Raw genomic sequence first — 19,533 nt, forward strand, 5'->3', positions numbered from 1 at the left:
AGTTCATTTCAGTCTTTCTTTAGTTTCACAACTTTGTTGCTTTCTTTAAGACCGGCAGCAGTCAGCATTGCGCTTGTAGCCTTATTGACCGAATCTCGAATGGGATCTAGATCAAGCCGTGCATAAATCGCGGTAGTATTTTGATTCTTGTGATTGAGTGATTTTCCAATAATCGCCAATGAAGCACCTGTTTTAGCTTGCCAACTTCCCAGCGTTCGCCTCAAATCGTGAAGGCGTAAGTCTTCAATACCAGCCCGATCTAAAATGCGCTTCCAGCCCTTTTTCGGCTCTTCAAGATGAAGAGATTTACCCGAACCAGGAAAAACAAATGCAGTGCCATCTAGAGGTTTTCTGTTGTGCAATATCTCTATCACTTCGGGTGAAAGTGTAACGGTTTGTGGTGTGCCGTTCTTGGTTTTTTCAATGCGCCATTCTGCCCGATCAAAATTAATATCTTTCCAGCGCATGGCTAAAACATTCGATCTTCTTGCGCCCGTTAGTAAAGATATCAGCACGTAATCCCGGATTGTTTCGTTTTCTTCTTCTGCTACTGCTTGAAAGAATCGGGGTAATTCGTCGGATTGCAGAAAGCGGTCACGGGATTGCTCGGAAAATTTTGCTATCCCGTGAGCTGGGTTCTCGCCTTTCCATATTCGCCACTCATTGATTGCTTTGTTGAACATGACATGAAGTAGTTTTAGAACAATATTGGCAGTCACTATTCCAACTTCTCGCCCGATCTTTTTATGAAACCGATCGATTTCTTCGTGTTTGATAGATGATAACTTTCGTTTTCCAAACTTTGATAAATAAAGTCGATATGTCGCTTTCGGCTTATCTGGACGTTTATTGAAGACTGCGCGCCTATTCATATATTCCTCAAATAATCCATCTAGCGTCATTTCTTTCCTTGCTTCTCGAACCATATCAGCAGGATTTTTACCTTCAGCAATATCGTGGACTAACTCCAATGTTTTGCGTCTTGCCTGTTCGATCGTCATATCAGGATAGCGCCCAAGAGTAATGCGTTGAGGATCGCCTCCTTTAATTCGTCTATTGATAAAAAAAGTCTTTACGCTGGTTACGCGTAGTTGTAAGCCAGATATTTTCGTATCGTGATAAATATTGCGCTTGCCTGATTCCGGCATCGGCAATGAGTCAATAATTGCTTTAGTAAAATTAACTTTATTTTCCATATCGCCCCAATCCGGTGCCACACCAGTGCCACATAATAGATAAATTTTGGTTAATTCTAGTGTAGCATCATTAATGCAAAAATATTATAACATGCTGTTAAATATATATACATTAATGTTGGTTAATCAGTGGAAATATGGAGACTTTGAAACTCCTAAGGGGTAGGTCGCACGTTCGATTCGTGTTCAGGGCGCCAATAATATTTCCTCAGTTTTTTATTGTGATTATATTAGTAATAAGCATACCTGACGGCAGAGTATAGTCTCCTTGATAGACATTCACAGCCGTCAAAAAACCTTAATCTGAAAGTGAGTCATGACTGTTTGATTATGCTGCATGCGGTTGAGATACCGAAATCTCGGTATGTTGGTGAACATTGTATAGGACAAATGTCCTACCAGTCTCATGCAGAATAGCAGTATCTATGTACTGGGAAAAAAGGAGTAGTTTCCCATTCTGTTAGGCAAATTTTATATATAAGCTAAAGACCGTTATTCGGTTTAATACTTAAACTGCAAAAATAAGTAATAAGCTATTCACAAGAAATTACATTTTGTGTTGAAGAAAATTTCAACATGAGAAGTATTACGGGTTGACCTTCGTTTTCTCCGTCAACAACAAAAAGGAGATTTTCATGTTTCAAGTACTTTTCCATGTATTTGCTCGATTGGCCACTGTGGTAATCGTAGCTGGAGCGGTGAGCACTTCTGCTTTTGCTTTCCCAATCGCTGCACCAGGCACTGAAGGATTATTAGTGATAGCAACAGGTGGAGAGATCAAAGCTACCTACCAAGGTAATTCAGCTGCATACAGCAACGACCTCTACCTTGATTCAACTTTTATTTTTAATAATCACGCCACACCGGTTGGAACGGAAGTCAGTCTGGGCACATTTTCTGCTGGAACCGAGTTAATTTTCCGTCTGCATGTCAACAATACAGGAGATGATTTTTTTACTGGTCCAGCGAGCCGGAATCCAGATGGTCACGCCCATGCGCGAGTAGAATCCGGTTGGTTACCCAATACTACCTTGGTTAGCTTCGAGGATCTCAACGGCGGGCCTTTCGATTATAATGATCTCAGCTTCTCGTTCACCAACACGATAGCTGCTGTGCCAGAACCTGAAACTTATGCTATGTTACTGACAGGTCTTGGTCTATTGGGCTTTGCAACACGTCGTAAAAAAGTATCTGTCATGTAATTTTGTTCATGACTATGACTCAGTTTTAATTCAGAACGGGAGCTTTAGCTCCCGTTCTGTTTCTCGGATAATGAATCCCTCTTTATCCCTGAATCACAGCAGAATAAGAAATATTCTCAAGCAATATCGTAAACTTACAACTTTAAACTCCATTAATCTCAGTGCTTTTCATTTTTTTCCTGGATGTTTAGAAAGAAATTGAAGTACGCACCCGGCATCATCTAAACTAAAGTTAGCCTTCTCTGAAAAGAATCAAACAGTAAATTGGACAGTATCGACACATACGCTGCAAATTGTGGCATGTGTCGAGCGATCAGACCAGTTTCCCATGCAGATCACCTACCCATCCGGAACCCGTAGTAGTCTGACTCTTTAGAAAAATCATCCCAAACAAATACTGGGCTTGGCGTTGGAAAGGTTGGCAGCCAAAAAGTGGCCAGATCCACTGCACCGCTTGCGGTGCGGCCAGCCGTATGAACAATGCCCCATAGCACGCCTTCAGTAAAATCACTGAGCATGTTGTTATTCTTTTGGTTCCATATACTGATATTTTTGGGTAGCTCCATCCAACCGGTAGTCACATTGGCCACGCCACTCAGAATCTTCATGCCTGCCCTGCTAAAATAAACATCGGTGGTTATTGATTCGTCTGCTTGAGCTTGAGACGAAAAAAGGAATAGCATAGAAATTAGTAAAGCTAATCTGGAAATTGATCTCATCAAAAAACTCCTTTTAATTTTTAGGTTCTAGACTAGCAGATATAATCTGATAGTCTAGCGTCATAAGAATATTTTCTACTTTAATCGTAAGCATGCTATTTTTCAAAGGCCCATTTTTATAGCCTATCGATAAAAGCTAATTGAAACGGCTACACAAGGATATACCCGCCGCATGGTCGACAAAAAGAACCTTTCCGAACGTGATATCTGCACCAAATACATTACCCCTGCGCTGGTTAGAGCCGGATGGGATTTGCACAGTCAGATCCGGGAGGAAGTGAGTTTCACCAAAGGCCGCATTATCGTGCGCGGCAAGTTGCATACGCGTGGAGAACAAAAACGCGCCGACTATATCTTGTACTTTAAATCGAATATCCCGCTGGCGGTGATTGAAGCCAAGGAAAACAATTACAGCGTGGGTGCCGGTATGCAACAGGCGTTAAATTATGCCGACACGCTTGGCGTACCCTTTGTATTCAGCTCCAATGGCAATGGTTTTCTGATGCATGACCGTACCGGACTGGCTGATCGGATCGAACAAGAACTGGCGTTGGATGCCTTTCCATCGCCCGCACAACTCTGGCAACGCTATTGCCAATCGAAAGGACTGGAATCAGCCGAGGCACGCCATACCATCGAAATGCCTTACTATGATGACGGCACCGGCCGTGTTCCGCGCTATTACCAGGCCAATGCCATCAACAACACGGTGGAAGCCGTGGCGAAAAACCAGCAGCGCATTTTGCTGGTCATGGCAACCGGCACGGGCAAAACCTACACAGCATTCCAGATCATCTGGCGATTGTGGAAGTCCGGCGCCAAGAAGCGCATCCTGTTTTTGGCTGACCGCAATATTCTGGTCGATCAGACCAAAAACAATGATTTCAAACCGTTTGGCGCAGCGATGACCAAGATCAGTAAACGCCAGATCGACAAGAGTTACGAAATTTACCTGTCGCTGTATCAGGCGGTTACCGGCAACGAAGAAGAACAAAACATCTACAAGCAATTCTCGCCGGATTTCTTTGATCTGATCGTGATTGACGAATGCCATCGCGGCAGCGCCGCGGAAGATTCAGCCTGGCGCGAGATCCTGGCGTATTTTTCCTCCGCCACGCATATCGGTTTAACCGCCACACCGAAAGAAACCCGGGACGTTTCGAGTATTCATTACTTTGGCGATCCCATTTACAGTTATACGCTGAAGCAAGGTATTGAAGATGGCTTTCTCGCACCGTACAAAGTCGTGCGTATCGACATCGACAAAGACCTGCAAGGCTGGCGGCCGAGTAAAGGCCAGACCGACAAGCATGGCCAGTTGATTGAAGACCGTATTTATAATCTGAACGACATGGACCGCACGCTGGTGCTGGAACAGCGCACCGAGCTGGTCGCCCGGAAAATCACCGAATTCCTAACGGCCACAGACCCCTATGCCAAGACCATCGTGTTTTGTGACGACATCGACCACGCCGAGCGCATGCGCCAAGCGTTGGTGAATCAAAATCCCGAGCGGATCAAGGAAAACCGCAAATACGTCATGCGCATTACCGGCGATGAAATCGAAGGCAAGGCTGAATTGGATAACTTTATCAACCCGGAAGAGCGCTACCCGGTGATCGCCACCACTTCCAAACTGATGACCACCGGCGTCGATGCGCAAACCTGCAAATTGGTGGTGCTGGATCAACACATCAAGTCGATGACCGAATTCAAACAAATCATCGGGCGCGGCACCCGTATCAACGAAGATTACAACAAGTTCTGGTTCACCATCATGGACTTTAAGAAAGCAACCGAACTTTTCGCCGACAAGAATTTCGACGGCGACCCCGTGATGATCTACGAACCGGCAAGCGACGAATCCCCCGTACCACCGGATGAAGAACCCGGAACACACTTCGATGAACAAGGAAACCCGCTTCCCCCCTTAGAAAAAGGGGGGATCGAGGGGGGATTTGAAGAATCCGCCCCCAAGCGAGTGAAATACACCCTGGGCGATGTCACCGTGTATATCGTTGCCGAACGCGTGCAGTATTACGGCCCGGAAGGTAAACTGATCACCGAATCACTCAAGGATTACACGCGCCAGACAGTACGCAAAGATTATGCCTCGCTGGATGAATTCCTGCGCCGTTGGAGTCAGGCCGAACGCAAAGCCTCCATTCTGCTGGAATTGCAACAACACGGCGTGTTGCTCGAGCCGCTGGCGGATGAAGTGGGCAAGGATTTCGACGCGTTTGATCTGATCTGCCATGTCGCCTTTGACCAGCCGCCGCTGACCCGGCGCGAACGTGCGGAGCAAGTGAAAAAGCGCAACTACTTTGCCAAGTACAGCGAACAAGCACGCCAGGTTCTGGAAAGTCTGCTGGAAAAATACGCCGATACCGGCATTGAAAACATCGAAGACATCAAAATCCTCACGCTCGACCCGTTCAAAGACATGGGGACGGCCAGCGAACTGGTCTCCGTCTTTGGCGGCAAATCCGCCTATCTGGCTGCGCTGCACGAGCTGGAAGACAATCTCTACGCCTGATTAACCTAATTAATACAAAATAATACAAAATTCCACCGATGAGCATTTCCGCCACCATTAAATCCATTCAAGACATCATGCGCAAAGACGTCGGCGTCGACGGTGACGCGCAGCGCCTGAGCCAATTGGTATGGATGTTGTTCCTGAAAATCTTTGACGACCGCGAAAGAGAGTGGGAGTTGCTGCAAGACGCTTACCAGTCGCCATTGCCGGAGCGATACCGCTGGCGCAACTGGGCGGCGGATGCCGAAGGCATGACCGGCGATGCCCTTAAGCAGTTTCTCGACAATGATCTGTTTCCCGGTTTGCAGCAACTCGAAGCCAAAGGCGGCGACCAGCGCGCTTATGTGATCCGCTCGGTGTTTGAAGATGCCTACAACTACATGAAATCCGGTCAGTTGATCCGGCAAGTGATCAACAAGATTCAGGAAGGTGTCGATTTCAACAAAGCGCAGGAGCGCCACCTGTTTGGCGATATGTACGAACAATTGTTGCGCGATTTACAGGCGGCCGGCAATGCCGGCGAGTTTTACACCCCGCGCGCGGTCACCGAATTCATGGTGCGCATGGTCAACCCGCGCCTCGGCGAGAAAATCATGGACCCGGCCTGCGGTACCGGCGGTTTTCTATCTTGTTCGATTGAACACATGCGCAAACACGACGTGAAAACGGTGGATGATGAAACGCAACTCCAGGCCAGTATTTTCGGCGTCGAGAAAAAACCGCTGCCGCATTTGCTGTGCACCACCAACATGATTCTGCACGGCATCGACGTGCCGAACAACATCCGCCACGACAACTCGCTGGCACGCCCGCTCATCAGTTGGACACCGAAAGAACGTGTGGATGTGGTGATCACCAATCCACCGTTCGGCGGCATGGAAGAAGACGGCATCGAAACCAACTTCCCGGCGGCATTCCGCACGCGCGAAACCGCCGATCTGTTTTTAGTGCTGATTATGCAACTGCTCAAGACCGGCGGCCGTGCTGCACTGGTTCTGCCCGATGGCTTCCTGTTTGGTGAAGGCATTAAAACCCGCATCAAGGAAAAATTGCTGCAAGAATGCAACCTGCACACCATCGTGCGCCTGCCCAACGGCGTGTTCAGCCCGTACACCGGCATCAAAACCAACCTGCTGTTTTTCAGCAAAGGCACACCGACCCAACACATCTGGTTTTACGAACACCCGTACCCGCCTGGCGTGAAAAGCTACAACAAAACCAAGCCGATGAAAATCGAAGAATTCGACGCCGCAGCAGCCTGGTGGGGAGTTGAAGCCAACGGCTTCAAGCACCGCGAAGCCAACCAATTTACCTGGAAAGTCAGCCTGGAAGACATCCAAGCACGCAACTACAACCTCGACTGCAAAAACCCGCACATCAACGAACAGGAAATCCATGACCCGAACGTGCTGTTAGCGCAATACCACGCCATGCAAAAGGACATCGCCGCGCTCCGCGGGCAGTTGAAAGATATATTGGAAGAGGCGCTTGGCAGATCCCGTTGATCGGTATTCTATAGAAAGATTATATAAGGTTACTATGGTTTACTATTAGTTACTTATTATCTGATATACTTATCTATAAATATCGATAACCTTAAGGAAGCTCTGATTAAGTCATGTTTGTCATTCCGAAAAAAGTGAGGAATCTTTGTAAATCAACGTTATAGATTTCTCGCTACACTCGAAATGACAGTTATTCAAAACTTCCTTAACAGACTGCTAAAAACAAAGAGGACTTGAACAATGGATGAAATACGCAATCCTTTTTCTCCGGGCGCGGGCACTCCACCACCCGAACTCGCAGGTCGTAGCGCCCTAATTGACAGGATCAAACTACTGCTGGCACGCGTCCGTGAGGGTCGTCCGGGAAAAAGCGCCTTGCTGGTGGGTTTACGCGGCGTAGGTAAAACCGTGCTGCTCAATGAGTTGGAAAACCTGGCGGAGCAGATCGGCTACAAAACTATTTTGGTGGAAGCGCATGAAAGCAAGTCACTCACAGCCTTGCTGGCACCGTCGTTACGCAAGCTGTTATTGTCCTTGGATCGCATGGAAAATGTCAGTAACAAGGTGCGGCGCGGTTTGCGTGTGCTGAAAGGCTTTGTCAACGGCGTAAAAATAACCGTGGGTGATCTCGAAATCGGTCTGGATATCGAAGCGGAAGCAGGGACTGCCGATAGCGGGGATCTGGAAGCCGATCTACCCGAGTTGTTCATCGCTGTGGCAGAGGCTGCACAGGACAGAAAAATCCCTGTCGCCATCCTGCTCGATGAGATTCAATATTTGTCCGCCAAGGAACTGAGCGCCCTGATCATGGCCATGCACAAAATGGCGCAAAAGCGCTTGCCATTGGTGCTGATCGGTGCCGGCTTGCCGGTATTGGCCGGACTGGCCGGGGACTCCAAATCCTACGCCGAGCGACTGTTTGATTTTCCCGAAGTGGGCCCCTTGGCGCCGGATGATGCACGCCAAGCCTTACGAGAGCCTGCGCAGAAAGAGGGGGCCGATTTCACCGACGAAGCACTGGATGAAATCATCCGCCTGACTCAAGGCTACCCCTATTTTCTGCAAGAATGGGGCTATCAGTCTTGGAATTATGCGCCGCAATCACCGGTACAATTAGCCGATGTAAAACACGCCACACCCCGAATCATCGAGCGTCTCGATGCCAATTTTTTCCGCGTGCGCTTTGATCGCCTGACCCCGCGTGAGAAAGACTATTTGCGCGCCTTGGCTGAGCTCGGCGCAGAACCGCAACGCTCCGGCGATGTCGCCGCCGTATTGGGTGTCAAAGTACAAACCGTAGCCCCCCTGCGCGACAGCTTAATGAAAAAAGGCATGATTTACAGCCCGGCACACGGCGACACGGCATTTACCGTACCTTTGTTTGATACCTTCATGAAGCGCGCCATGCCGCAATTGCCGGGCAAGGGCGGTAAAACATGAACGTCCTGCCATCATTGTTGACCGGTCAACTCGACATCTGGACCAGCGCCGAAACAGAAAAGAAATCCGGCCGTGGCCGCAGTAGCGGCAATGGAACCAGCGTATATGGCATCAAGAAACTGCGCGAGCTGATTCTGGAACTGGCGGTGCGCGGCAAATTGGTGCCGCAAGACCCGAATGATGAACCGGCTGGTGAATTGTTGAAGCGCATACAGGTTGAAAAAGCTAGGTTGATGGCTGAGGGAAAAATCAAGAAAAACAAACCATTGCCGCCGATTACGGATGAGGAGAAGCCGTTTGAATTGCCTAAGGGGTGGGAGTGGGTGCGTTTAGGCAGTATTATTGATTACGTGAACGGCTTTGCATTTTCCAGTAAAGATTTTACGACTCAAGGAATTGGGGTTGTAAAAATTGGTGATATTCAGCAAGGGAAAATCGAACCTGAGTTTATGTCGCGTGTTTCTGAGGATGTTGTTGATAGCTTGGATGTCCGGCTTCAAGTTGTAAATGGTGATCTGGTGATTGCAATGTCTGGTGCCACCACAGGAAAGCTTGGATTTAATGCTACAGAAGAGGTTTTTTATCTGAATCAGCGTGTAGGAAAGATTGTTCCATTTATTGTTTCAAAGAGGTTCCTGTATTTTGATTTGACTACAAAAATAGCAGAGAACCTTAAGAAATCATTTGGCAGCGCGATCCCAAACTTAAGCACTGAGCAAATAAATGCAATTGTCACAGCTATACCTCCGACTGAAGAACAACACCGCATCGTAGCCAAAGTCGATGAACTAATGGCGCTGTGCGATCAACTGGAAACGCAGCACATCAACGCCGCCGAAGCCCACGAAAAACTGGTAAACCACCTGCTCGGCACACTGACCCAATCGCAAAGTGCGGAAGACTTTAGCGCCAACTGGCAACGCATCGCTGCGCATTTCGATACGCTGTTCACAACCGAAGCCAGTATCGATGCGCTCAAACAAACCTTGCTGCAACTGGCGGTGATGGGCAAACTCGTGCCGCAAGACCCGAACGATGAACCGGCCAGTGAATTGTTGAAACGCATACAGGCGGAAAAGGCTAAGTTGGTTGCTGAAGGGAAAATCAAGAAGGATAAGCAATTACCACCGATTTCAGATGAGGAAAAGCCATTTGAGCTGCCGCAAGGGTGGGAGTGGGTCAGACTTGGTAGTGTTCTTGAAATTACTGGTGGTGTAACTCTCGGTAGAAAAATCTCCAGTGCTGATTTGGTTGAATTACCCTACTTGCGCGTAGCTAATGTACAGAGAGGATACTTAGTTCTTGATAGCATCAAGACCGTTGAAATACAGTATTCTGAATTATCACGCTATCAATTGTTAAGAGACGATCTGCTCGTAACAGAAGGCGGTGATTGGGACAAAGTTGGAAGAACAGCTATCTGGAATGCTGAAATTGAGAATTGCCTTCATCAAAATCATATCTTCAGAATGCGTAGAATAACAGAGGGGCTTTCTAGTTCATGGATTCAAATGTATATGAATTCGATTGCAAAAGCATATTTCCAAGCATCATCAAAGCAAACCACTAATCTCGCATCTATCAACATGACTCAACTAAAGAATTGTTTACTCGCAGTTCCAACATTGCGTGAACAACACCGCATCGTCACCAAAGTCGACGAACTCATGACCCTCTGCGATCAACTCAAATCCCGCATCACGCAAGCCAGCCAATTGCAGAAAAAGCTGGCGGATGGGGTGGTTGAGCAGGCGATAGCTTCCTGAAAGAATGTATGAGCAGCAATAACCGCTTATCTCCAGCAATTGAACCGAGATTCCGCAGCGGAGCTGTTTGCAACCTATGCCCGCATCGGCTGTCTCATCGGCTAATGCTTTACAATGCCCGGCTTAATAAATACGAGATAGCGCTCATGAAAACAGATACAAAACCCGCGAACGATCGCATTGGCTGGCGATTTGATAACAGCTATGCGCGTTTGCCCCAATCGCTGTATGCGCAGCTTCATCCCGTGCCAGTGCGTGCACCGCGAGTGGTGATAGTCAATCATGCACTCGCAGAATCGCTGGGATTGGATTTCCGCACATTACCCGAAGCAGAAGCTGCTTTGCTGTTTTCCGGCAATGCTTTGCCTGACTCGATGCAGCCGATTGCGCAAGCCTATGCCGGTCATCAGTTTGGCCACTTATCGATGCTGGGAGATGGGCGGGCGATATTGCTTGGCGAGCATGTTACTCCGGCGGGCGAACGGTTTGATATTCAGCTAAAAGGTTCCGGCCAGACGCCGTTCTCACGGCGCGGCGACGGCCGTGCAGCGCTTGCGCCGATGCTGCGCGAATATATTATCAGCGAGGCGATGCATGCGCTTCACATACCCACTACGCGCAGTCTTGCGGTAGTTGCCACCGGTGAATCTGTGATGCGGGAAACCATGCTTCCCGGCGCGATTCTCACTCGTGTAGCGGCGAGTCATATTCGTGTGGGGACATTTGAGTATGTTGCGGGAACCGGGGATAAAGCGGGGATTAAAACCTTGGCTGATTATGTTATCCAGCGCCATTATCCGGATCTTTCCGAAGCGGAGAATCCTTATCTTGCGCTCTTAAATAGCGTGATTGAACGCCAGGCGTCGCTCGTTGCTCAGTGGTTGCTGGTTGGTTTCATTCATGGCGTGATGAATACGGATAATATGACCATTAGCGGCGAGACGATTGATTATGGCCCTTGTGCATTTATGGATGCCTACGATCCGGATACGGTATTTAGCTCAATCGACCAGCGTGGCCGCTATAGTTACAGTAACCAGCCACATATGGCGCAATGGAACCTAGCGCGCTTCGCCGAAACATTGCTATCGCTCATCCATCCCGAGCAGGAAAAAGCAGTGGCGTTAGCGGAACAAGCCATTCATGCTTTCCCGGAAATATACCAAGCCCATTGGCTGGCAGGAATGCGGAGAAAATTGGGATTGTTCACTGAAGAGGCCGAAGATAGCGAGCTGATTGCAAGCCTGCTCACCTGGATGCACAAACATCAGGCCGATTACACCAATAGCTTCCGCGCGCTGGCTGCTGAGACATTTCCTGAAGATGCCGTGTTGCAAGATGCTGATTTTGTTGCCTGGCATGCACGCTGGCAGGCGAGACTATCGCGCCAATCGGAATCGATAGCATCGGCTTTGGGCTTAATGCGGGCGAATAATCCTGCGGTCATACCGCGCAACCATCGCGTTGAAGAAGCACTAGCGGCCGCCTCTGAGCGAGGTGATTACGCGCTGATGCAACGGCTGCTTGCAGCAGTGACAAATCCCTACGCCGATGCGCCGGAATATTCAGAGTATCGCACCCCACCGGCGCCTTCAGAGCGTGTGTATCAAACTTTCTGTGGAACGTAAGTCTGTTACGCAACAATTCTAAATCAGCGCCAGATAACACGAAGGCGCAATTATTTTTCAATAATTGCGCCTTCGTTCTTTGAATAAAAAATTTCAGTGCGTCACAGCGCTTTAACCAAATTCTCCACAACTTTCTTGGCATCTCCAAAGATCATCATGGTTTTATCCATATAGAACAGGTCGTTATCAAGACCGGCATAACCCACAGCCATACTGCGTTTAACCACCATAACAGTACGCGCTTTATGCGCATCCAAGATCGGCATGCCATAAATCGGACTACCGGGAACATTCGCTGCCGGATTCACCACATCATTCGCACCCAACACCAGCACAACATCTGTGTTTGAGAAATCACTGTTGATTTCATCCATTTCCAAGACTTGTTCATAAGGAATCTCGGCTTCTGCCAGCAACACATTCATGTGTCCCGGCATACGTCCGGCTACCGGATGAATCGCAAAGCGTACATTAACGCCTTTTTCATGCAGCTTCTCAGCCAATTCCTTGACGGCATGTTGCGCCCTTGCAACGGCCAAACCATAGCCAGGCACAATTATGACACTGTCGGCATTACCCATTAAGAAAGCGGCATCTTCCGCACTGCCGCTGCGGTATGTCTTCTGTACGCCATCATCTGCCGCTGCTGCAGTTCCGCCGTCACTGCCAAATCCACCCAATATAACTGATAGAAATGGCCGGTTCATGGCTTTACACATAATATAGGAAAGAATCGCACCCGAGCTGCCCACCAGTGATCCTGCGATGATCAACATTGGATTGCCCAAAGAGAAACCAATACCTGCTGCAGCCCACCCCGAATAGGAGTTCAGCATGGATATCACTACCGGCATATCAGCGCCGCCAATAGGAACAATAATCAGGAACCCCAAAATGAATGCGATGGCGGTCATTGCGATAAATGCGTTCCAGTTTGTCGTTTCACTAAAGAAAAACCACAGACCAAATCCAATCATGATGATTGCCAGCAATAGATTAATCATATGCTGACCGCTGAAAACAATTGGTGTACCGCTCATGCGGCCGGATAATTTCAGGAACGCAATCACTGAACCGGACCATGTCATAGCGCCAATAAAGGTGCCCAAAAACAATTCCAGTTTACTGCCGCCGGGTAAAATTTCTGGCAAACCGAATGAAACCGGATTATTAACCGCTGCAATCGCAATAAATACGGCCGCTAAACCAACCAGTGAGTGCATAAACGCAACCAGTTCCGGCATTGCTGTCATCTGCACACGCTGCGCAACGAGCGCACCAATAATGCCACCCACTGCAATACACCCCAAAATCAGAGGCCAGTTCTGGGTAAGCGTCAAGGTTGTGGCAACCGCAATCGCCATACCAACCATACCGAATAAATTGCCACGGCGCGCAGATTCAGGCGAGCTTAGCCCTTTTAGTGCCAGTATAAAAAATACTGAAGCCACTAAATATGCAAGTGCTACCATATTTGCTGACATTTATGCGCTTCCTTTTTTGTCTTTTTTCTTGAACATTTCCAGCATCCGCTGACTTACCAGAAATCCACCAAAAACATTAATTGAAGCCAGTGTTACCGCAACAGCACCGAGCCACACTCCCCAATCCGTTTCAGCCGGTCCGGCTGCTAACATCGCGCCCACAAGAATAATGCCAGAAATAGCGTTAGTTACTGACATCAAAGGTGTATGCAAAGCTGGAGTCACATTCCATACAACATGATAGCCAACAAAAACCGCCAGCACAAAAACCGTTAGATTGATAATAAATGGATCAATTTCACCAATCATGATTACTCCTTTAAAATTCGTTAACCGTACGTTCTCAATGTAGCAATTGATATCGCGTAATTTTTGAGTCCGGCGTTGACTATGATTTACTGGCGATTTCCCCGCCCGCACAAAGCAATGTCCCTGCAATAATCTCATCAGAACGATCTATTTTAAGTTCACCGCTTTCTGGGTCAAGCATCAAATTCAGAAAATTCATCAGGTTTCGTGCATACAATGTACTGGAATCCGCTGCTACCAATCCTGGAAGATTTGCAATACCGATCAAATGCACACCATGTTTAACGACCGCTTTATCCAACTCGGACAGCGGGCAATTACCGCCTGCTTCAACTGCCATATCCACAATCACCGAACCCGGCTTCATCGCTTGCACAGTTTCTTCCTTGATCAGAACAGGTGCCGGACGTCCGGGAATTAACGCGGTTGTAATAATGATATCTGCCGCAATCGCGCGTTCATGCACTAACTCACCCTGGCGCCGCTTATAGTCTTCCGACATCTCGGTTGCATAGCCGCCCGCCGTTTCAGCTTTGGCTTTTTCTTCATCACTGAGTGGCACTTCCACAAATTTGGCACCCAAGCTTTCCACTTGTTCTTTGACTGCCGGCCGTACATCAAAAGCTTCAACCACGGCACCCAGCCTTTTCGCTGTTGCAATCGCCTGCAAACCGGCTACACCCGCGCCCAAAATCAGAACGCGCGCTGCTTTCACAGTACCCGCTGCCGTCATTAGCATGGGAAAGAATCTTTGATAAACGTTTGCCGCCATGATCACAGCTTTATAGCCCGCAATATTTGCCTGTGAGGATAAAACGTCCATATTCTGCGCACGCGAAATACGTGGCAACTTTTCCATCGCAAACGCAGTCAGCCCATGTTGTGCCAATGCATCTACCCCCTCTTTATGATGGGGGGACAAAAGACCCAGTAACACAGCATCCTTGCGCACCATTGCTAATTCGCTGGAATCCGGGCTACGGACCTTGAGTACAATCTGTGATTGCGCATATAACTCGGCCACATCAGTGACTATCGTTGCGCCCGCTTCTTGATAAGCCGAGTCCGGTATACTGGCACCTGCACCAGCGCCTGACTGCACTAAAACTTTATGAACACCCTTGGCAGTATATTTTTTCACGGTCTCCGGTGTCGCTGATACACGCGTTTCTCCGCCGCGAATCTCTGCTGGTATGCCTATATGCATTGATGATCTCCCTTTTCTTGCCAACCTACTTACATACAAAAACCAAAATTTGTGCTTAAGGGCAGCTCTAAAAAATCCAAATTACGTCACAACACTTTGTTGCTCGCAAAAAATGTTTCCTTACCTATCATACATAGGCTGCGTAACCATTTTTTGCTCGTGCCTCGTGTTGTTTAGAACTTTGAATTTTTAGAGGCGCCCTGAATTCTTTTAACGAACTGCGAATTATAAATCAATTTGCACGTAATGCATTACATGGATTAGGAAAAACTTGATATTGCTTGATTTTCTGATCACGCACTTCCCTTTGGAAGATCTTATTCACTCATTTCACTGAACTCGTTTGCTAATTGTTGCGTAATACTTTCCAGTAAAGGTGGAATCTTTTCCAGCAATGACTCCGCGCCGGACCAATCATTGCCGGTATTGGCTTTCTCAAGCCCTTCACACAAATCAGCGAAACTTAAAGCACCGATTGTTCTGGCGGAAGATTTTAATTTATGTCCTAAACGGCCTAATTCTGCTAAGTCTTTTTTAGCTTGCGCTTCTTTCATCTCTGCTAACGTGTCACTGGCAACTTCAATGAATTTAAGCCCAAATTTACGCACCAATGCATTATTGTTATGAAACATTTGACGCAGCACTGCAATATCAACTGCTAATGGTTCAGCCTGCAACAGCGCTTTCTCTACTCGTTCAGTCACTTTTTTCATCCTCCGAGATCGTTGCAAAATTTTGTGTATAAAATCCAGGCCTAAACAAAATATTTCATTCCAAGCCGTTTATCAGACCGCTGAAAAACTACCTGCGTCGCCCTGCGGTGTTAAAAACAGGCTAAAAATGCTCACTTACTTATTATGCATAAACTGCGCTTCTTCACCTGTTTTTACCTTACAGCGGCTGCCTCGAAAATGTTTTTCAACGGCCCGTTACACAACGTCCGATCCACTGATTCGTCAACTTTTCCTGTACCGTATTCTGACGTAAGCGCGTTGCCAGTCCAGGAAAATCCACCTGATCCAACGGTTGATCCTGGTTAAAACAGGAAAACACGTAGGTGATTTTTCCAGTTTCAGGATCCTGATGCGGTTGCAGACACTGTGCGCAAATTTCCTTCATCATGCATTGCATTGGAGAATTAATTGAGCCAATGGCAAAATGATCTGCTTTTAAGTAAGGTTTCAATTGGTTATGACGCGCCAGGCCGACTGCTGCCATCATGCGGTCTGAACCAATCGCAATAATATGATCGGCTTCAGTCAACGCCACCGGTTGCACGCCTAATTCACCGCTGGCATAAGCAACCATGGCTTGTACGATATTCCCCACATAGCTTTTATCCTGCGGACGGGTTGCTTCAAAACCTGGGGATTCATCACAACACCATACAACGATATCCGCTGCCGCTTCAATTTCGGCCACCTTATAGCGATCTACCAGCTTTTTATAGCCAGCAAAATACAATACTTTAGACCCGGCAGCGCGCGCCGCTGCGCCAATAGAAAACAGCACCGCGTTACCCAAACCGCCGCCCGCCAGCACCACCGTTTTACCCGCTGGAATTTCTGTCGGCGTACCAGTAGGTCCCATCAGTACAACCGGCTCACCCGGTTTCAAAAACGCGCACAGATTAGACGATCCGCCCATTTCCAAAACAATGAGTGAAACCAAGCCGCGTTCGATATCCACGGATGCACCCGTCAGTGCAAGGCCTTCCATCGCGAGCCGGGTATCTCCGGCAACTGTTGCCAGCGTTGCATAATTCTGAAACCGGTAAAACTGGCCCGGTTGAAAATGCTCAGCAGCCATCGGGGCATGTACTACCACTTCGATAATATTGGGGGTAAGCCTTTCCACTTTATAAACAGTTGCCCGCAACTGGTCATTCAGTTGTGCAAAAAATTGCTCCGCCGGCTGATCCGATTTTGGCTTGACACGTTCCAGTACCCGGCTCACCACAGGGTAACCTTGCTTGGCACTGGACATCGCCTTCACAACGTTACCTGAATAAGACGGATGCAGGTCGCCAAAGAAACTGATAAAACGCCCATCCTGGCTATCTTTGTAGCGGCTGAGCAGCACCATCGGTGTTTCCGGTTTGGGATTGGCATACGCCGGTTGCACCGGATTGCCTTCTTCATCGCAGGCTGCGAAATAACGGCCATTGAGTTTAAATTGCTTGTCATCTTCCCGCGCCAGCACCGTATTGGGTTGAGTTCCTGCGGCAACCAGCAAAGCGCGCGCCGGCAATTCCACTTCGCCGGTATCTTGCCACTGTCCGGTCTCATCCCGCTTCTGCACTGCAAACCGCACCGATTGCGTATGTCCCCAAGCATCCACATTGACTCGCACCGGCGTCATGCCTTCGGCAAACCAGATACCTTCTTCCAGAGCCTTTTCAACCTCCTCATGATTCAACGTATAGGAAGGGCTGTCTATCAGGCGTTTCCGGTAAGCTATCGTTGCCCCGCCCCAGGATTGCAGCAAATTGATAACACCCGGCGTCCTTCTTTCCTGTTGTGCAGCTTGGCGTTCCGCCCGAATGGCGCGCGCATGACTGAGAAATTCGTCAGCAATCTCTTTTTCTTCAGCATCCCAAGCTTCACGAACAATTGACTCTCCCTTCGCAGCAGATAAAATTTCATAGCGTTGCAGAAATTTTTCTACTTGTAATGGATAATAAGCCAGCGCCTCAGTCGCCGTATCGATAGCCGTCAGACCACCGCCAATCACCACCACCGGTAAGCGTAATTGCATATTGGCAATAGAATCACTCTGTGCGGCACCTGTTAATTGTAGCCCCATCAGAAAATCCGACGCCGCACGCACGCCACGTGCCAATCCATTCGGCAAATCCAACACGGTAGGGCGCCCGGCACCCGCTGCCAGGGCAACATGATCAAAACCCATAGCAAACGCATCATCGGCCGTCAAGGTGCCGCCAAAACGCACCCCTCCAAACAAGGCGAACTCCTCTCTACGCTCCAGTAACAAACGGATCAGCTTCAGAAAGTTTTTGTTCCAACGCACAGTGATTCCATATTCAGCCACACCCCCAAAACCGGCTGGCATGCGCTGATCCAAATTCTCTTCAAGAATGCTGGCAACCTGGATCGCTTTAAATGGCACGCGTTTACCTTGTTGATTAACACCCGAGATCTCTTCTGACAGGGGCTCGATCTTAAGTCCATCAATTCCTACAACGGAATGGCCTTCATTCATCAAATGATGTGCCAATGTATAGCCGGCAGGCCCCATTCCGACCACCAAAACTTTGCGGCCAGATGCCGGCTTCGGTACCGGCCGGCGCAGATTCAATGGATTCCAGCGTGTCAGTAAGCTATAGATCTCAAATCCCCACGGTAGCGCCAACACATCTTTCAACGTCCGTGTCTCGGCTTGCGGGATATCGACAGGTTCCTGTTTTTGATAAATACAGGATTTCATACAGTCATTACAAATGCGATGCCCGGTGCCAGCGCACATCGGATTATCCAGCACAATCATCGCCAGACTACCCACCGCAACGCCTTGCGTCTTGAGCTTGTGAAATTCAGAAATACGCTCTTCCAAGGGGCAGCCTGCCAACAAAGCACCCAGCTCACTTCTCTTGAAGGCGGGTGGTTCATCCGGTGATTTGGATTTTTGTATCAAACCTTTGGAACACGAGTCTTTACCTTGCTCGTGGCACCAGATGCAGTAATTGGCTTCATCCAGCGCACCCATTAAGTCAGTACCGGCGTCAGTCAGTGCAAAGCCGTTACGCTCACGTAAATGCCCAAGCCGATGCACGGGGTATCCGGCTGATTCATCGGTATCCAGCGACAATAGATGCTGGAAATCTAATTTTGCTGGTGACTTGAATAAAATACCTTGCTGCGTATGCTGTTGTCCGGCAGGTGTTCTTAATGCCCAGGCTGCATAGTGTAGTGCCTTGTTCAGCCGTGACTCATTTTCTGCTTCCGCTTCCATCCATTGCGTCACTTTGGTGGCAAAAACCAATTCGGAAAAGGTTTCACCAAATTCTGCCGCCAGTTCTTTTTCTAGCGCCAAACCATCGATACCGCTTAATTCTTCATCACTGACTTTTCCCTTGGCCCGGCGTTGAACAAATTGCCGTTTACAGAAATAAAGCGGAGCCAGTTCATGATGCTTTGCAGCCAGTTGCTGCACTTCCGTCTCTATATTAAACAACCGGGCAATAAAATCTTCCACCCAAGGTGCAATCTCAATCAATAGTGCCGAATCATCTTTGGGTAGCAATTCATCAGGGTGCGCGCGCGCATACTCCAGCTTTCTATATAGCACCTCATCGCCGGTACGAAGAAAATCCAGAAATATCTGATCCAGCTTGACCAAGCCACTGCGCCGGTAGAGATCGGTAATTGTGAAACCAAAGTTAAAATTCGATGAGTTTGTCATTGTTTCTTGTTGGGTGTGCGACGTTGCATCTATTTTTGTCATAATCAATTATTCAATATTTTATTATTTATTTCTAACATCCGTACATGCCGTTATTATTTCTGATAATACTTGCA

General features: G+C 48.2%; 13 protein-coding genes. 6 read left to right on the plus strand and 7 right to left on the minus strand.

Annotated features, from left to right (window positions below; all coding sequences use genetic code 11):
* Positions 1-8: 8 nt before the first annotated feature.
* Positions 9-1,196 carry a site-specific integrase gene (locus tag NIT79A3_RS16630; RefSeq protein WP_013967300.1) on the minus strand — a complete coding sequence of 396 codons (1,188 nt, stop codon included), beginning with the start codon at positions 1,194-1,196 and terminating at the stop codon, positions 9-11.
* Between the two features lie 635 nt (positions 1,197-1,831).
* Between NIT79A3_RS16630 and NIT79A3_RS19645 the strand changes: the two genes are divergently transcribed.
* Complete coding sequence (locus NIT79A3_RS19645) at positions 1,832-2,398, plus strand: PEP-CTERM sorting domain-containing protein (RefSeq protein ID WP_013967301.1); 567 nt, start codon at positions 1,832-1,834, stop codon at positions 2,396-2,398.
* A gap of 335 nt (positions 2,399-2,733) precedes the next feature.
* On the opposite strand, the gene NIT79A3_RS16640 is transcribed toward NIT79A3_RS19645, so the two are convergent.
* Positions 2,734-3,006, minus strand: a complete 273-nt coding sequence (locus NIT79A3_RS16640; RefSeq protein ID WP_348225667.1) for an exosortase system-associated protein, TIGR04073 family — start codon at positions 3,004-3,006, stop codon at positions 2,734-2,736.
* Positions 3,007-3,289: 283 nt separating this feature from the next.
* On the opposite strand from NIT79A3_RS16640, the gene NIT79A3_RS16645 reads away from it, so the two are divergent.
* The 5 genes from NIT79A3_RS16645 to NIT79A3_RS16665 all read left to right on the plus strand — a co-directional run bounded on the left by NIT79A3_RS16645 (position 3,290) and on the right by NIT79A3_RS16665 (position 11,995).
* Entirely contained in the window at positions 3,290-5,653 is a 2,364-nt protein-coding gene (locus NIT79A3_RS16645; protein ID WP_013967303.1) for a DEAD/DEAH box helicase family protein, read from the plus strand.
* A gap of 38 nt (positions 5,654-5,691) precedes the next feature.
* Positions 5,692-7,161, plus strand: a complete 1,470-nt coding sequence (locus tag NIT79A3_RS16650) for a class I SAM-dependent DNA methyltransferase (RefSeq protein ID WP_013967304.1) — start codon at positions 5,692-5,694, stop codon at positions 7,159-7,161.
* A gap of 240 nt (positions 7,162-7,401) precedes the next feature.
* Positions 7,402-8,601 carry an AAA family ATPase gene (locus NIT79A3_RS16655; RefSeq protein WP_013967305.1) on the plus strand — a complete coding sequence of 400 codons (1,200 nt, stop codon included), beginning with the start codon at positions 7,402-7,404 and terminating at the stop codon, positions 8,599-8,601.
* Complete coding sequence (locus NIT79A3_RS16660) at positions 8,598-10,367, plus strand: restriction endonuclease subunit S (protein WP_013967306.1); 1,770 nt, start codon at positions 8,598-8,600, stop codon at positions 10,365-10,367. Before NIT79A3_RS16655 ends, NIT79A3_RS16660 begins: the two co-directional genes overlap by 4 nt.
* A 146-nt stretch (positions 10,368-10,513) precedes the next feature.
* Positions 10,514-11,995, plus strand: a complete 1,482-nt coding sequence (locus tag NIT79A3_RS16665) for a protein adenylyltransferase SelO (protein ID WP_013967307.1) — start codon at positions 10,514-10,516, stop codon at positions 11,993-11,995.
* A 101-nt stretch (positions 11,996-12,096) separates the two neighbouring features.
* Here the strand turns inward: NIT79A3_RS16665 and NIT79A3_RS16670 are convergent, their stop codons facing one another.
* From NIT79A3_RS16670 to NIT79A3_RS16690, 5 genes are all read right to left on the minus strand, one after another.
* The gene (locus NIT79A3_RS16670) at positions 12,097-13,479 is read right to left on the minus strand and encodes an NAD(P)(+) transhydrogenase (Re/Si-specific) subunit beta (protein WP_013967308.1); all 1,383 of its coding nucleotides are present in this window, start codon (positions 13,477-13,479) and stop codon (positions 12,097-12,099) included.
* Positions 13,480-13,788, minus strand: a complete 309-nt coding sequence (locus NIT79A3_RS16675) for an NAD(P) transhydrogenase subunit alpha (RefSeq protein ID WP_013967309.1) — start codon at positions 13,786-13,788, stop codon at positions 13,480-13,482.
* A gap of 79 nt (positions 13,789-13,867) precedes the next feature.
* Positions 13,868-14,995: a Re/Si-specific NAD(P)(+) transhydrogenase subunit alpha gene (locus tag NIT79A3_RS16680; protein WP_013967310.1), complete on the minus strand. Its 1,128-nt coding sequence runs from the start codon at positions 14,993-14,995 to the stop codon at positions 13,868-13,870.
* Positions 14,996-15,312: 317 nt separating this feature from the next.
* Positions 15,313-15,708, minus strand: a complete 396-nt coding sequence (locus NIT79A3_RS16685; protein ID WP_156797123.1) for an Hpt domain-containing protein — start codon at positions 15,706-15,708, stop codon at positions 15,313-15,315.
* 205 nt (positions 15,709-15,913) lie between these two features.
* Positions 15,914-19,459, minus strand: a complete 3,546-nt coding sequence (locus tag NIT79A3_RS16690; protein WP_013967312.1) for an FAD-dependent oxidoreductase — start codon at positions 19,457-19,459, stop codon at positions 15,914-15,916.
* Between the last annotated feature and the right edge of the window lie 74 nt (positions 19,460-19,533).

Source organism: Nitrosomonas sp. Is79A3 (assembly GCF_000219585.1).
Lineage (GTDB): Bacteria > Pseudomonadota > Gammaproteobacteria > Burkholderiales > Nitrosomonadaceae > Nitrosomonas.